At 53.6% G+C, this 14,788-nt stretch carries 19 protein-coding genes; 13 read left to right on the top strand and 6 right to left on the bottom strand.

The features are described 5' to 3' along the window. Nucleotides 1–46 precede the first annotated feature (46 nt). From flgN to flgA, 3 genes are all read right to left on the bottom strand, one after another. A complete protein-coding gene (gene flgN / locus MUA00_RS07085; RefSeq protein ID WP_271122401.1) occupies nucleotides 47–484 on the bottom strand; it encodes a flagellar protein FlgN in 438 nt (145 codons plus the stop codon). 3 nt (nucleotides 485–487) lie between these two features. Further along, nucleotides 488–760 (bottom strand): flagellar biosynthesis anti-sigma factor FlgM, encoded by a 273-nt coding sequence (flgM, locus tag MUA00_RS07080; RefSeq protein ID WP_271122400.1) that lies wholly within the window; start codon nucleotides 758–760, stop codon nucleotides 488–490. A gap of 145 nt (nucleotides 761–905) precedes the next feature. Beyond that, nucleotides 906–1,715, bottom strand: a complete 810-nt coding sequence (flgA, locus tag MUA00_RS07075) for a flagellar basal body P-ring formation chaperone FlgA (protein ID WP_333780870.1) — start codon at nucleotides 1,713–1,715, stop codon at nucleotides 906–908. An 85-nt stretch (nucleotides 1,716–1,800) separates the two neighbouring features. Here flgA and flgB point away from each other — a divergent pair, with 85 nt between their 5' ends. Genes flgB through MUA00_RS07015 form a run of 12 tightly spaced genes read left to right on the top strand, consistent with a single transcriptional unit; the run spans nucleotide 1,801 to nucleotide 11,591 of the window. Beyond that, entirely contained in the window at nucleotides 1,801–2,151 is a 351-nt protein-coding gene (gene flgB / locus MUA00_RS07070; RefSeq protein WP_271122399.1) for a flagellar basal body rod protein FlgB, read from the top strand. Nucleotides 2,152–2,173: 22 nt separating this feature from the next. Beyond that, nucleotides 2,174–2,599, top strand: coding sequence for a flagellar basal body rod protein FlgC (gene flgC / locus MUA00_RS07065; protein ID WP_271122398.1), 426 nt, complete (start codon nucleotides 2,174–2,176; stop codon nucleotides 2,597–2,599). A gap of 2 nt (nucleotides 2,600–2,601) precedes the next feature. Beyond that, nucleotides 2,602–3,285, top strand: coding sequence for a flagellar hook assembly protein FlgD (gene flgD / locus MUA00_RS07060; RefSeq protein WP_271122397.1), 684 nt, complete (start codon nucleotides 2,602–2,604; stop codon nucleotides 3,283–3,285). Nucleotides 3,286–3,323: 38 nt separating this feature from the next. Next, nucleotides 3,324–4,517 (top strand): flagellar hook protein FlgE, encoded by a 1,194-nt coding sequence (gene flgE, locus MUA00_RS07055; protein ID WP_271122396.1) that lies wholly within the window; start codon nucleotides 3,324–3,326, stop codon nucleotides 4,515–4,517. Beyond that, nucleotides 4,517–5,248, top strand: coding sequence for a flagellar basal body rod protein FlgF (locus tag MUA00_RS07050; RefSeq protein WP_271122395.1), 732 nt, complete (start codon nucleotides 4,517–4,519; stop codon nucleotides 5,246–5,248). Before flgE ends, MUA00_RS07050 begins: the two co-directional genes overlap by 1 nt. Before the next feature lie 27 nt (nucleotides 5,249–5,275). Then, the gene (flgG, locus tag MUA00_RS07045) at nucleotides 5,276–6,061 is read left to right on the top strand and encodes a flagellar basal-body rod protein FlgG (RefSeq protein ID WP_271122394.1); all 786 of its coding nucleotides are present in this window, start codon (nucleotides 5,276–5,278) and stop codon (nucleotides 6,059–6,061) included. Between the two features lie 27 nt (nucleotides 6,062–6,088). Then, the gene (gene flgH / locus MUA00_RS07040) at nucleotides 6,089–6,754 is read left to right on the top strand and encodes a flagellar basal body L-ring protein FlgH (protein ID WP_271122393.1); all 666 of its coding nucleotides are present in this window, start codon (nucleotides 6,089–6,091) and stop codon (nucleotides 6,752–6,754) included. Nucleotides 6,755–6,766: 12 nt separating this feature from the next. Continuing rightward, on the top strand, nucleotides 6,767–7,858 hold the full coding sequence (locus MUA00_RS07035) for a flagellar basal body P-ring protein FlgI (RefSeq protein WP_271122392.1): 1,092 nt from the start codon (nucleotides 6,767–6,769) through the stop codon (nucleotides 7,856–7,858). Nucleotides 7,859–7,867: 9 nt separating this feature from the next. Next, nucleotides 7,868–8,263 carry a rod-binding protein gene (locus MUA00_RS07030; RefSeq protein ID WP_271122391.1) on the top strand — a complete coding sequence of 132 codons (396 nt, stop codon included), beginning with the start codon at nucleotides 7,868–7,870 and terminating at the stop codon, nucleotides 8,261–8,263. Nucleotides 8,264–8,267: 4 nt separating this feature from the next. Then, nucleotides 8,268–9,638 carry a flagellar hook-associated protein FlgK gene (gene flgK, locus MUA00_RS07025; RefSeq protein WP_271122390.1) on the top strand — a complete coding sequence of 457 codons (1,371 nt, stop codon included), beginning with the start codon at nucleotides 8,268–8,270 and terminating at the stop codon, nucleotides 9,636–9,638. Nucleotides 9,639–9,660: 22 nt separating this feature from the next. Continuing rightward, nucleotides 9,661–10,578, top strand: a complete 918-nt coding sequence (gene flgL / locus MUA00_RS07020) for a flagellar hook-associated protein FlgL (protein WP_271122389.1) — start codon at nucleotides 9,661–9,663, stop codon at nucleotides 10,576–10,578. 5 nt (nucleotides 10,579–10,583) lie between these two features. Beyond that, on the top strand, nucleotides 10,584–11,591 hold the full coding sequence (locus MUA00_RS07015; RefSeq protein WP_271122388.1) for a hypothetical protein: 1,008 nt from the start codon (nucleotides 10,584–10,586) through the stop codon (nucleotides 11,589–11,591). A 23-nt stretch (nucleotides 11,592–11,614) separates the two neighbouring features. Here the strand turns inward: MUA00_RS07015 and MUA00_RS07010 are convergent, their stop codons facing one another. Then, the gene (locus MUA00_RS07010) at nucleotides 11,615–12,082 is read right to left on the bottom strand and encodes a hypothetical protein (RefSeq protein ID WP_271122387.1); all 468 of its coding nucleotides are present in this window, start codon (nucleotides 12,080–12,082) and stop codon (nucleotides 11,615–11,617) included. Further along, complete coding sequence (locus MUA00_RS07005) at nucleotides 12,054–13,028, bottom strand: winged helix-turn-helix domain-containing protein (protein ID WP_271122386.1); 975 nt, start codon at nucleotides 13,026–13,028, stop codon at nucleotides 12,054–12,056. Before MUA00_RS07005 ends, MUA00_RS07010 begins: the two co-directional genes overlap by 29 nt. Nucleotides 13,029–13,764: 736 nt before the next feature. Here MUA00_RS07005 and MUA00_RS07000 point away from each other — a divergent pair. Continuing rightward, nucleotides 13,765–14,628 carry a flagellin N-terminal helical domain-containing protein gene (locus tag MUA00_RS07000; protein ID WP_271122385.1) on the top strand — a complete coding sequence of 288 codons (864 nt, stop codon included), beginning with the start codon at nucleotides 13,765–13,767 and terminating at the stop codon, nucleotides 14,626–14,628. Between the two features lie 43 nt (nucleotides 14,629–14,671). Here the strand turns inward: MUA00_RS07000 and MUA00_RS06995 are convergent. Beyond that, on the bottom strand, nucleotides 14,672–14,788 hold a 117-nt coding region (locus MUA00_RS06995), incomplete at its 5' end, for a hypothetical protein (RefSeq protein WP_271122610.1).

The raw sequence follows: 14,788 nt of genomic DNA, 5'->3' as shown, positions 1-14,788 counted from the left end.
AGGCCCGGTAACGGGCCTGCTTTTTGTTTGCTAACAAAAGGGAAAATTAAACCTGCTGATAAAGCCAGTTTTCCGGCTCGCTGGTATTGATCAGATTCATCAGGATCTCCTGCTGCATATTGAGCAGGATACCGTTACTTTCGTTAGCGCTATGACAGCGGTTGGCCTGGCGTTCCAGATCCTCCCACAGGGCATTGACTTTGCTGTGGTGCGAGGCGGGTAATTTGGCGAACAGCGCTTTAATCCCCTGTGGGCCGGACGGAACCCCAAGCTGCTGCAACAGCGTATGACGCTGTTGAGCGCTGCGAGAAAGATATTGATAAATTTCAATTAGCTGCGCGTTGAGCGCATCAAGCTCGGCGGTTTGACGAGCGATAATCAGCAATCTTTGCTTTTCAAGCAGTTCGTTTAATTCAACGTAGTATTTACGGTCGCCGATCATATCCTGAATCAACTGTTTCACGCGCAGGCTGGCGTTACTCATTTTTTACCTCTGATAATATTTCTGCATCGCACCGGTGAGTTCATCCAGATTGACGTTGATTTTTCCGGCGCTAATGGCTTCTTTCATGGCCGCTACTTTTTCCATATCCACTTCTGGCAGGGCGGCAATCTGCGTCTGGGCATCGCCGAGAACCGGGTCGATTGCGCGGCTTCGCTCAATATTCAGCCCTTCTGCCGCCTGGGTGCGAGTCTGCTCGGCAGCGCTGGTCTGGTTAATTGCGGTCGCCACGTTGTAGTGGGTTGGCGTAATTTTCATGGTATTTCTCCGGTTCGGGTTGTTCATTCTTTTTAGTCGCAGGTTGATTCCACATGGGAGGAAATTTGTATTCCTTCTCCCTTGATTTAGCTATAGCGACCCACTGGCGAGGAAACTTTAATCCGCGCGCTAAAATTTCGAAAAATTAGTTTCCCGACGCGTACACCATTTTCACCACGCCCATGCCGTCAACGATGGCGGTAACGACACGTTCGCTGCTGCTGTTTTTCACCTTAATCATTTCCCCCTTACGCCCTTTTTTGAGCGCTTCGCCCATTGTGCGCGCCTCGATGCCGTCCTGCCGGGCAATCATCACCACCTGCTGGCCGCGTTCCACCATAACCGGCGCTTCAAGCTGCGAAAGGCTAATGGGCTGCAATTCACGCAGGCGACGTTTAACCGTTAGCCCGACGATATCGTCCGGGTTAGTGATGTAGCCTCCGCGCGTGCTGCTGATGTTGTACTTGCGAAACTGCATATCCGAGGCCGAGAGCACCTGCCCGCGTTCGAGGGTTTCTTTCGCGACAAGCACAGGCAGGTAAATATCAGGTTTGACGGTAACCGCAACGTCCCATCCTCCGCTGTCGCCACAGCGAACGTCATAGCGAATACGGTTCAAATCCAGCCTGTCGCCGCCCGGTAGCGAAGCGGTAAGCGGGCTGTTGCATGCCGGGTACTGGCTGACCTCGGCCGGAATAAACACGTTCATTTTTGCCTGATATTCAGGCCAGCTTCGGCGTTTGGCTTCCTGTTTTATCGACGATGCGGCGCTGGCAATGACGCTTGCGTGGATTTGTTTACGGGCGGTGTTCGCGCCGGTGGCAGGTGCGGCAAAAACCGCATGCGCGCCGACCAGTAACGACAGCAAAACGCTCAGGCGGAAAGACCCGGCAGGCTTGCGGAAAAGCGGTTTCCGCTTCTGCGGCAAATACTTTGGGAAACTTATTAAATTCATGATGTTAAAACTCTGGCATGGTTATTGCTAAACAAGGATGTATTGCAAGCAATTGCAGAATGTTTTCATCACGAGGGTGTGAGTTGTGAGTATTTCTTTTGACAAGGCATTGGGTGTTCATCCGCAGGCAGTAGCACTTCGACTTTCCCGAGCAGAGTTGCTATCCGCCAACCTGGCTAACGTCGACACCCCAAACTTCCAGGCTAAAGATATTGATTTTGCCGCTGAGATGCAACGCTCATCGTTGAGTTTTTCAACAGGCGCATCTGCGCAGGAGATGTATCGCGTGCCTTATCAGCCCTCAAGCGACGGCAACACCGTTGCCCTTGATGTCGAGCAGGCTGAATTTTCAAAAAATGTTCAGGATTACCAGGCGAGCCTGCATTTTTTGAACATGAAATTTGTGGGCCTGAAAAAGGCAATCGAAGGTAAGTAACTGACTCAGGTAATAAAAAAGAATGGCATTTACCGATATTTATCGTGTTTCTGGTTCGGCAATGACGGCGCAAACCGTGCGCCTGAACACCATTGCCAGCAACCTGGCGAATGCAGAATCTCCGGCTCTGAACGAGGAGAGCGTCTATAAAGCGCGCCGTCCGGTCTTCGCCGCGGTTTATCGCAATGATGAGCTGATGGGCAATAAAGCGCTGACCGGTGCGCGCGTTCAGGTGATGGACGTCGTGGAGTCCGGCAACGCGGTGCAGCGCTACGAGCCTCACCATCCGATGGCTAACGCCGAGGGATATGTCTACTACCCCGACGTCAACGTTGTGGAAGAGATGGCGGACATGATGTCGGCATCACGAGGTTTTGAGACCAACGTCGATGTCCTTAACAGTGTGAAGAGCATGCAGCAAAGCCTGCTGCGACTCGGAGAAGCATAAAGATGAACGTAAACACGCTAGCCGCAGGCACCGACGTCTCCACAAGCGATTCCAGCACGGTGGCGAGCAACGGCTCTACCGCAGGCAGCATGAACAACCTGTTTATGCAGTTGCTGGTCGCGCAAATTCAGAATCAGGACCCGCTCAATCCAACCGACGGCACCGAGTACGTCGGCCAGCTTGCGCAACTGACTCAGGTGCAGTCTATGGAAACCATGTCGCAACTGATGGCGAATAACTCCGTGCTGATGGACAACCTCCAGACGCTGACCACCGGCAATCTGGTCGGGCAAAACGTAATGGTGCAGACCGACACGATTAACAGCGACGGCAGCACCGAGTTGAACGGGCGCCTGACGCTGGAACATCCGGCAGACGTGGTCACCGTTATCGTTAAGGACTCAGCGGGCACTGAACACAAAATTGAGCTGGGCAAGCAGGAAGCCGGTCAGGTGGATTTCAAAATCAATCCTGAAGAGCTTGGCCTGCCGGAAGGGAAATACACCCTCAGCGTGGTGACCGGCACCGGGGAAGAAAATGTTCCGGTGGAAATCGGCGGCGTGGTGAGCAACGTGCGTATTCCGCTCGATGGCAGCGCGACCATGCTCAACATCGCAGGACTTGGCGAAATCGCCTACAACAACATTACCCAGTTCGGTAACTCAAAACCGAGCGCTTCCGCCTGAGCGCGGGGGCAGAAAAGACTTAATCAGGAATCAATTTTATGAGTTTTAACATTGCAACAACCGGCCTTAACGCCATTACCGAGCAGCTTAACTCTATCTCCAACAATATCGCCAACTCCGGCACCGTGGGTTTTAAATCCGGCCGCGCCGAGTTTGCGGCTCTTTATGCCCAGGGCCAGCCGCTGGGCGTCGGCGTTACCGGCGTAACCCAGAGTATTACCAAAGGCGGCAATATAGCTTCTACCGGGAACGCGCTGGATTTGGCTATCGCCGGTAACGGATTCTTTGTGGTTCGCGATAGCGCGGGCACCACGGCTTACACCCGCGCAGGCTATTTTGGAACCGACGCCAGCGGCAATCTGGTCAACAACCAGGGCATGAATCTGCAGGGCTATCCGGTGGATGCCAACGGCGTACTGCAGGTGGGCACGGTAGGCAATCTGGCAATCAGCAGCGGCTCTATTCCTGCAAAAGCGACGGACAGCGTGGACTTTACGGCAAACCTTGATGCCAACGCGAAAGTGCCGGAAACCACCACCTTCGATCCTAAAGATAACACCTCTTATAACAACACCTACGCCACGACGGTTTATGACTCTCTGGGACGCGAGCACACCGTCAACCAGTACTTTGTCAAAACCGATGACAACAAGTGGGAAGTGCATTACTACATGGACGATCAGCCTCTGACTAATCCGGCTACCCAGGAGATTGAATTCACCGATCAGGGCGTGCTGAAAACGCCTAACGGCAAGGTTCCTTTGTCGATTGATGTTCCGGGCGCGCAGTCGCTGTCTATCGATCTGAGCTACAACGGCACCAGCCAGTACGGTTCGGACTTCTCGGTCAGCAAAAACAAAGGCAGCGGCTATGCTTCCGGCGAAAAAACCGGCCAGCAGATTGATGAAGATGGTTCCGTGTACGCCACTTTCTCTAACGGGGAACGCATGCTGCAGGGCCAGCTAATACTGGCAAACTTCGCTAATGCGAACGGGCTGGCTTCTCAGGATGGGACGACCTGGGCGCAAACCGCCAGCTCCGGCGCGCCGCTGACGGGGGCGCCGGGCAGCGGCCTGCTGGGCTCGGTAAAAGCGGGCGCGCTGGAATCATCCAACGTCGATATGACCTCCGAGCTGGTAGGTTTGATGACCGCGCAGCGTAACTATCAGGCCAACACCAAAGTTATCAGCACCAACGACAGCATGATGACGGCGCTGTTCCAGGCGGTGTAATGGATCATTTAATTTTTACCGCCGTCAGCGGCGCCAGCCGCAGCCTGTCTCAGCAGCAGATCCACGCCAACAACCTGGCGAATGTGAACACCCAGGGGTTCCGCAACGATCTGGAAAGCGCTATGTCGCAGCAGGTTCAGGGAGAGGGTTATGCCTCCCGCTTCCAGGTGCAGCCAACCACCGGCGGCATCGATATGACTCCGGGCGCCATGCGCGCCACCGGACGCGATCTGGACGTCGCCATTAAAGGCAGCGGGCTTATCGCGCTGACCAGCGGTAACCGTGAGGTCTATACCCGCAACGGGCAGATAGACGTCGGCCCGGAAGGCGATTTGACCATCAATGGCTTACCGGTGGAAGGGGACGCGGGGCCGATTGTCCTGCCGCCGTTCTCGCAAATTTCTATCGCTGAAGACGGCGTGATAACCATCGTGCCCGACGACGGCAATATCGCCGCGCCTGTCGATGTTGATCGCATAAAGCTTGTGGATATTCCGCCAGGCGAGCTGCAGAAAAACCCGTTGGGTTTTCTCGTGAGCAACGCTGCAAACAATCCGCGTAATGAAGACGTCACCGTTGCGGCAGGCCATCTGGAAAGCTCCAACGTCTCGGCCATCAGCGAGATGGTGTCGAGCATTGCGCTTAATCGCCAGTTTGAAGCCCAAATCAAAATGATGAAGGCCGCAGACGATTTAGCCACGGCGGGCAACCGCCTGCTTCGCGGCAGTTAATCTTTCCCGACTTAAGGAACAGGAACCATGAATCCAGCGTTATGGATCAGTAAAACCGGGCTTGCGGCGCAGGACGCGAAAATGAGCGCCATTTCGAACAACCTGGCGAACGTCAACACCACCGGCTTTAAGCGCGATCGTGTGATGTTCTCCGACTTGTTCTATCAGAACCAGCGCACCCCCGGCGGCCAGCTCGATCAAAACAACACCGCGCCAACCGGCATTCAGTTTGGCAGCGGCGTGAAAATCGTCGGCACGCAAAAAGAGTTCTCGGTGGGAAACATTCAGAACACCGGGCAGAACCTCGATGTGGCCATCACCGGCCAGGGATTTTTCCAGGTGGAAACGCCGGACGGCGACATCGCCTACACCCGCGCGGGCAACCTGCAAAGAAACCAGGACGGCGTGATAACCAACGCGCAGGGACTGCCGCTGGTGCCGCAAATTGAACTACCCGCTAACACCAAAGAGGTGCAGGTGGCGAAAGACGGCACCGTAACCGCCACCGTCGGCGGCGAAACGGAGCCGGTTGAGCTTGGGCAAATCACCCTGGTCAACTTCGTCAATCCGGCCGGTCTTGAAGCGGTGGGCGGCAACCTGTATCGCGAAACCGCCGCCAGCGGCGAAGCGGTGGAAGGGGTGCCCGGTGAAGAAGCATTTGGTCAACTGGAGCAGGGCTCGCTTGAAGGTTCAAACGTCCAGGTCGTGGAGGAAATGGTTGACATGATAACCGTCCAGCGCGCCTACGAAATGAACGCCAAGATGGTTTCTGCTGCCGATGATATGTTGAAGTTTGTCACTCAGTCGATGTAAAGACGAGTACATGAAGCGAAGAGAGTCATGAAAAAGCAGTGTGTTATCAGTTTACTGGTGCTGGCGCTTGCCGGGTGTGAAAGCCCGGCGTTGCTGGTCCACAAAGACGACGCGGCCTATGCGCCGCCGGAAAATATCATCGAGCCGCCGGTGCAGGTAAAGGGCGGCGGGCTGTATAACGACGGTTATAACTGGTCGTTGACCCAGGACCGCCGCGCCTACCGCGTGGGGGATATTCTTACCGTCAAGCTCGATGAATCCACCCAGGCCAGTAAACAGGCGCGAACCAACTTCGGGAAGAAAAATGACGTCTCGATGGGTATTCCTGAAGCTTTTGGTCACTCGATCGATAAGCTAAGCGGCTCGATTGACGCTAACCGCAATTTCAACGGCAATGCCGCTTCGCAGCAGCAAAATAGCCTGCGCGGTTCGATTACCGTTGCGGTTTATAAAGTGCTGCCTAACGGCGTGCTGGCGATTCGCGGCGAGAAATGGCTCACCCTCAACCAGGGTGACGAATACATGCGCGTTACCGGGCTTGTGCGCGCCGACGACGTTGAGCGCGATAACTCTGTTTCTTCACAGCGTATTGCCAACGCCCGTATTGCTTACGCCGGTCGCGGCGCGTTGAGCGATGCGAACTCTGCAGGCTGGCTGACCCGTTTCTTCAACCACCCGCTGTTCCCAATCTAACCGGAGCCTGAAATGCGTAACCTAATGTTGTTTTTTACGCTCCTGTGGAGTGTTGCCGTGCTGGCTCAGCCGCTGGGCGATATCGTGGATATCCAGGGAGTGCGCGGTAACCAACTGGTGGGCTACAGCCTGGTCGTCGGGCTGGACGGCACCGGTGACAAAAACCAGGTGAAATTCACCAGCCAGTCGGTGACCAATATGCTGCGTCAGTTTGGCGTCCAGCTACCCACCAAAATTGACCCGAAAGTTAAAAACGTTGCGGCGGTGGCTATCAGCGCAACGTTGCCGCCGGGTTACGCCCGCGGGCAATCCATTGATGTGACCGTTTCTTCTATCGGCGATGCGAAAAGCTTACGCGGCGGCACCCTGTTGCTGACCCAGCTACGCGGCGCCGACGGCGAAGTCTATGCGCTGGCGCAGGGCAATGTGGTTGTGGGCGGCGTAAAGGCCGAAGGCAACAGCGGGTCGAGCATTACCATCAATACCCCAACCGTTGGACGCGTGCCGAACGGCGGCTCGGTAGAACGGGAGGTGCCGACGGATTTCCAGGAAAACAATCAGGTGATGCTTAACCTGAAACGCCCAAGTTTTAAAACCGCGAACAACGTCGCCGTGGCGCTCAACAATGCGTTTGGCGCCAACACCGCAACGGCGCAAAGCGCGACGAACGTTGTGGTGAGAGCGCCGCAGGATGCGGGCGCTCGCGTACAGTTTATGTCGATGCTCGAAGATGTGCAGATTACCGCGGGCAAACAGCGTCCGCGCGTGGTGTTTAACGCGCGCACCGGCACCGTGGTGATTGGCGATGGCGTAGTGGTTCGAGCCGCGGCGGTTTCGCACGGGAATCTCACCGTGACGATTAGCGAAAGCACAAACGTCAGCCAGCCGGGCGCATTCAGCCAGGGTCGCACCGTCGCCACGCCCCAAAGCGATGTCGATGTGAATCGCGGGCGCGGGCAAATGGTCACCATTCCAGCCGGCACCAGCCTGCGCAGCATCGTCAATACCATCAACAGTCTGGGCGCCGCTCCCGATGACACCATGGCAATTTTGCAGGCGCTGCATGAAGCCGGTGCTCTGGATGCCGAACTGGTCGTGATTTAAGGAATCCTCATGCTTAACGCCATTAATCGCCAGACCAATATCCTGCCGGGCGATATCGCCGGACAGGTTAAACCGCAGAATATCGAGCAGGCCGCCGAGCAGTTTGAAGCGATGTTCCTGCGTTCCATGATGACCCAGATGCGTAAAGCCTCAGACGCGCTGGCGGCTGACGACTCGCCGTTTAACAGCAAACAGCAGCGCATGATGCGCGATTTTTACGACGATAAGCTCGCCTCGCAGCTTGCCTCTCAGCGTTCAAGCGGTATCGCCGACATGATAATCGCGCAGTTGGGCTCGCAAAATGGCGAGGGGCTTAAGGTTGGCGGGGAAAGTGCCGCTTTAACTGAGCAGCCGAAAGAATTAACCACCCCCGTCATCCCCGTGATGCGTCGAGGCCAGGAGTAAAAATATGAGCATGATTGATATCGCATACAGCGGCATTCAGGCCGCGCAGTTCGGCATGAACGTTACCTCGATGAACGTTGCCAACCGATTGACATCCGGTTACACCCGCCAGGGTATAATGCAGAGCGCCATTGGTCCGATGGGGCAGGTTGGCATGTCTGCGGGAAACGGCGTACAGGTTGACAGCATTCGTCGTATTTCAGATCAGTACCTCACCAACCAGGTCTGGCAGACCAATACTAAAACGAACTACTACGCTTCAAACCAGCAATTTATAGGCGCGCTGGAGAAAGTTATCGGCACGGATTCCACAAGTCTCGGCAAAGGTCTGGATGATTTCTTCGCCTCGCTTAGCGAAATGACCACCCAGCCTGAATCCTCGGCGCTGCGCCAGCAAATGCTCAACCAGGCAAATTCCCTGGCGACGCGTTTTAACAACATGAATGACTTTATCAACAGCCAGAAGACGTCTATTTCTACCCAGCGCGGCGCGACGGTAGACAGCATCAACTCGCTGAGCGAAGGCATTGCCAGCTATAACAAAAAAATCACCGAGCAGGAATCAACGGGCGGCAACACCAGCGCGCTGCGCGATCAGCGGGACGAACTGGTTAAACAATTGAGCGGGCTGGCGGATGTCAAAGTGACGGAAGACAGCGCCGGGAATTACACCGTTGCGCTTAAAGGCGGGCAGCCGCTGGTCAGCGGTAAAACGGCGGGGACCTTAAGCGCCGGGCAGGATGCGAACGGTAACCCGACCATGAGCCTCAAATTCTCAACCAGCGAGTTCTCCCTCAACCCGTCAATGGGCGGCCAGCTAGGGTCGTTATATGACTATGAAACCGGCACGCTAAAAGAGATGCAAAGTTCGGTACAGGGCATGGCGGAAACGGTGGCGAACCTGTTTAACGACCAGCTTGCGCAGGGTTTCGACATGAACGGCAATCCGGGTAAGCCGCTGTTTGTCTTCGACCCGAGCGACACCTCCGGCATGTTGAAAGTCACCGATCTTACGCCGGACGAGATTGCGCTTTCCGGTAAGGCGGACGAGCAGGGCAACGGCGACAATTTGCAGGCGCTGATTGACCTGAAAAATACCAAAGTTGATATCGACGGGCTGGGCAATATGAGCCTCAACGAAGGCGCTGCCGCCATTATCTCAACCATAGGTATTGCCAGTCGGCAGAACCAAACCGAGCTGGATGCGGCGCAGGCTGTTAGCGAACAGGCGCAAACCCAGCGCGACAATCTAAGCGCGGTGAATCAGGACGAAGAGGCGATCAACCTGCAAATTTATATGCAGGCATACCAGTCGAACATGAAAGTGATCGCCACCGGCAACCAGATCTTCAGCGATCTGCTGAATATGTTTTGACGGCGTGAGAAGAGGATAAATTATGCGCGTCAGCAGTCTTTATAATTCCAGTGCGATGATGGCCCAACTGGGCCGCAACGGCGACCGTCTGAGCAAACTGATGGAGCAGATGGCAACGCAAAAACGCGTTAACGTGCCGTCTGACGATCCCATTGCCGCGACCCGTCTGGTGCAGTTAAACCGTGAACAATCGGCCATCGACCAGTATCAGAGCAACATCTCGCGCCTGCGCGGAACCTTGTCTATTCAGGAATCTCACGTCACGGCAATCAATAACCAGCTTCTGTCTCTTAACGATAAACTGCTGTCCGCGGCAAACGGCACGCACAGCCAGCAGGACATGGCAGGTTACGGGGCGGAAATCGATTCGATGATCGATTCTCTTGTGGCCACAATGAATGCGCAAAACGAGAACGGCAGCTATTTATTTTCCGGCACAAACACCGGCACGAAGCCGGTGCAGTGGGATGAGGTGAGCGGGAAATATATTTATGCCGGTAACGACAGCTCCCGCGAAACTACCGTCGCAAATGGGGTGAACGTCACCGAGAACACGAATGTTGCGGGTGCCTTTTCTTCTGCTGGTAACGATCTGGATATGCTCAATCAGCTCAAGGCGCTGAGTGACAAAATGAAAGATCCCAACGTCCCGGTGGAGAGTTACCAGGACGAAATGACCAGCGTGCTGGGTCTTGTGAAAAACACGCGCGACAACGTTTCCAGTATTTTTACCGACCTGGGCGGCCGTCAGAATCGCCTGACGATGCTTGAAGACGCCCATTCCGATGTCAGCATGGCAAACCAGCAGGTGGTGCACGATTTGTCCGATACCGACTGGGCGACGACCAGCTACGATTTGCAGTTGTATACCAACTCGATACAGATATCGAACAAGGCCTACAGCATGATCAGCTCACTTTCACTTTTTAGTATGATGTAATGGTTATGCAGGTCGGGTTAAAAACAGCAACATCCTCAACCGCTGCCGCGCTTTCGCGCGGCGCAATTGATGCTCCTCAGTCGGTCAAAACACGCAGCGTTACGGAAACGAGCGCGAAGCGTAATCCGTTTCCCGAAGCGGCGCTAATCTCAACGCGTCCTCTTCGCTATAACGTTCAGCTCAATCAGCAGCTCACCGCGGTACAGCAGGCGGATAACTATCTGGCGGAAACGGAAACGCAGCTATTGCTATTGCGCCATTCCACCGGACGTCATGACCTGCCTGAGAAAGCAGCAGGATTACAGCGCCTGCTGGATAAGCGCCCGCAGCTTTCCGGCGGCACGGTGGATCGCCATTTTAGCGTCTCCCTACAGCAAAACACGCAGGTGAATTTCACCCTGGCGGGCAGTGAAAAACTGCTGCAAAACCCAGGCGGAGAAACGCTTGTGTTCTCGCTTGGCGGCAGTAAACGCGAGCTTGCGGCGGTAGCTCTTCCAGAGGAAGCCGCGCCGCGTCAGGTTTTGATGCATCTGAACGTCGGTCTGGGACGCCTGGGAATTAATGCCCGGCAGGATATTACGGGCCGCGTTAAATTCAGCGTGGATGAATCGCGCTGGGATCGCGTCAGCCAGCAGCTCAGCGTTAAAGGTGAAGGCCATAATTACCCTTCCGACTCTTTTACCCTGCTGGCTGTTCAGCCGGAACAGGCGCAACACGAAGGGCTGGTGCAAATCGCCGCTCGTCCTGAAAGCGCACGCGAGAACAACGCGCGCATGCAAAGCGCGCTGGAGCAAATAACGTCGCAGCGTGGGAAACTCCGCATTCACCAGGATCGCGTTCGCTCGCGCATTGACGATATGGCAACGCCTTACACCCCGAAACAGGCGCAGGAAACGGCACGCGCGCTGGGGAACGTACTGGAAAAAAGCACAGAGAGCTTCAGCGGACTCAACAGAGCGCTGGGCGCGCAGGCGAATCTGCATCTGGCGACGGTGAAGAATTTATTGGGATAAAAAAGGGCGCAACCGCCCTTTTTTCAGCGATGTAACGGATACAAAAATATCATTCCGCTCTGGCCGACTACGATAGGCTGGTCCTTCAACTGCAGCGGCTCCATCCAGACATCCACATGCAGCAGCAAATCCACCAGGCCGTCAATCATTAGTCCCGAGCGGAGCGTGCTTGAGTAAACCGGCGTGTAGGAAAAGAAAATTTTTCCGTCATCAAGGCCAAGCCGGGTGAACTTGCCTTTTAGCACGAAGCGGCTGTCGTCCGGGCTGGTAATGGTCGTCAGGATGGTGTTGCCGACGGTCTTCATGCTGGAGTCGTAAATCTCTTTGCGCTGTGACATCAGGTCATAAAATCCCATCTGCACATTGCCCTGAATCTTTTGCGGAAGAGGCGGTTTAGCAGGCCAAAGAAGCAAACTCATCGCTATCAGCATCACTAACAATAGCGCTCCGCCGAGTAACCATTTATTCACTGGCGCAAATAGCCATTTCATTGAGCTTCCTCTTCGTTTCTCTCAGGATAAGGTTGTTTAACTGCGGGACGTCTATACGCCAGTGGTAGATGGCCATGGCTAGCTGTTTGCTGTCACAGCGGTGCTCCATCGAAAAAGTGTAATTCAGGGTCTGATCGATGCTCAGATAATAGATATTCATGCTGACGGACTGCGCTTTGAGCATTTGATTGAGCTGGTAGAGCGTGTCCTTGAGCTTGCCGTGCAGTTTCTCCGTATTGCGATCCGGGCTGCTGGCCGGAGATATCTGGTAAATGTGGATATTGCTGTAAACGTTTGATTCTTGTTCTTCAATCAGAAGACGATTTTGTCGGCCTTCAAGGAAATACCACATTCCCCCGCAGCCTATCAGCGCCGCCAGAATCACCATCACAAGCGCGATAAACAGGCGGCGATATTGCTGAACCGGAACCTGAGGCGACGCGGAGTCGAGGTTCGTGACCTGTCCTTCGATAATTTTTGTGGGCGCTGAAAGAAGCTCAGCGCTGTCTTCGTGTTCTGGCAGTGTGGAATGGGGTATTTGCTGTTCCGGAAACGTTAAAAGCGAACCTTCTGGCAAAAATGTGTCGCTATTTTCCCCGATTTCGCTCTCTTCTTTTATTATTGAGCAGCAATATTCCGCCTCTAATAAATACCCTTTTTTAGGTATGGTTTTAATGATTCTTTGTTGTTTTCCATCATCTTCAAGCGCTGACCGTAATGCATGTATCGCGTTCGGTAAACTGTTGCTGCCAATAACCCTTCTTTCCCAAACCAGGTTAGTTAGCTCTTCACGAGTGAGAATGATTCCGGTGTTCTGGATGAACACTTCGAGGAGTTTTAATTGGTATTCTCCCAGTCTTTTTCGCTCACCGGTGGTCAGGTGAAGGATTGAGCCCGAAGGGATATCAACCAGCCAGTTATTTACAGAGAAATAGGATTTATTCATTTTTAATAGGACAGTAAACCATTCCTGTAGATTTAATTTATTTTAGTTGCGGCTAAAAACAGCACAACCCATAATCAAAATTAATCATTAAGTCCGTTTAGCATTCATCAATGAATGGCTGCTCGCTGCAGAGGGAATTTAAGAACCATCCGTTCTTATCCCTAAAGGTTATCTCCGGGGGCAACAAAGCGGCAAAAAAGCGACGGTTACCGGCACGGAGGCAGGAAGATAAGCTTCCCGGCATCATTTTTACGCTATTAAAATGTGATGTGCAACAGATTAACCTGCGAAAAATCTTATGTTCTTTTAAGAAATGACGCCATAAGTTAAAGAATATCGCTCGATGTAGTAAAAATAATTTAAAATGAATCGGATGTTGAGTGCTTGATCGGTTTACGTATATTTCATTCTTGTATGTGATCACCATCACGTTGCCGCAATCACCAAAAATTTTAAACTATTTTTATTACTTTGAATTTAAGTTTCTCTCATATTGAGTCGCCAGGGTTCTTATTTTGTTTATGCGGAATTCTCAGGGCTACAAACTTGCTTAATATTTTTTCATCTTTTTGAATAACGAAGCTGATAGTTAAGTTGGTCTTTAGTGAATAATGAAAAAAAATAATTATTTAAAAATTTCTTCTTCTGGCGGTTTAATTTCTACAGAGCGTGTGTCGTTTTATCTCAGTACTAGCGAGATGAACCTGGTAGGCAGGTTCTATAAGGAGATAAAATAATGGCATTATCTATTTTCACCAGCGCATCATCGATGGCTTCCACCAACGCCCTGAATAAGTCCAACAGCATGCTGTCCACCGCGATGGAACGTCTGGGCACCGGCAAACGCATCAACTCCGCGGCAGATGACGCAGCAGGCCTGCAGATTGCTTCCCGTCTGCAGGGCCAGACTAACGGCATGGCCGTAGCACAGCGCAACATCTCTGACGCCACCGCCATGCTGCAGACCGCTGAAGGCGCGTTTGATGAAGTAAGCAATATCATGTACCGCATGAAAGACCTCGCAACGCAGGCGGCGAACGACACCAACACCGCTGATGACCGTGAAGCTATCGGTTCTGAGCTGGGCGAGCTGCAAAAAGAGCTCAATAACATCATGAGCAATACCTCATACGGTGGCGAAAAGCTGCTCAATGCATCCGGCGGCAAGCTGACGAAAGAGATGAACTTCCAGATTGGCTCAAGCGCCGAAGAGAAAATGACCGTCGATTTGTCTGGCGCGCTGAGTACTACCGCATCCGGCATCAGCAAAATTGCTGCCACGCTGTCCGGCCTTAACGCTTCTGGTGCGTTTACCGCATCTGGCGCGCAGGGTCTGATGAGTGACCTGGAAGCTGGTCTGGCAAGTATCGGTTCTATGCGTTCAAGCCTGGGTGCCAATATTAACCGTCTGGGCCACACCGCGGCGAACCTTGCGAACATGAAAGACAACACCGAGCTTGCGCTGGGTAATATTCAGGATGCCGATTTCGCAAGCGAAGCGTCTTCCATGACCCGCAACCAGATGCTGGCGCAAACCAGCATGTCGATGCTGAAGCAGTCCAACAGCATGTCCGGCATGGTGATGTCCCTGCTGGGCTAAATCTTTTCTGCTTTAAAAGCGTCGCCTCCGGGCGTAATGCCAGTCAGTTAAGCAACTGACTGGCTGTTTTCTTCTGAGGTTTTGGGTATTTCCAGGGCCTCTCTTTCACCACTCTCGGGAACGCTCTTTCCCTTCTTATCGGTAGCTTCACCATCTGCGC

The organism is Dryocola boscaweniae, from assembly GCF_025215095.1.
In the GTDB taxonomy this organism is placed as follows: domain Bacteria; phylum Pseudomonadota; class Gammaproteobacteria; order Enterobacterales; family Enterobacteriaceae; genus Dryocola; species Dryocola boscaweniae.
The sequence above is the reverse complement of the archived record's forward strand: the minus strand, read 5'-3'. Positions and strand labels throughout refer to the sequence as shown.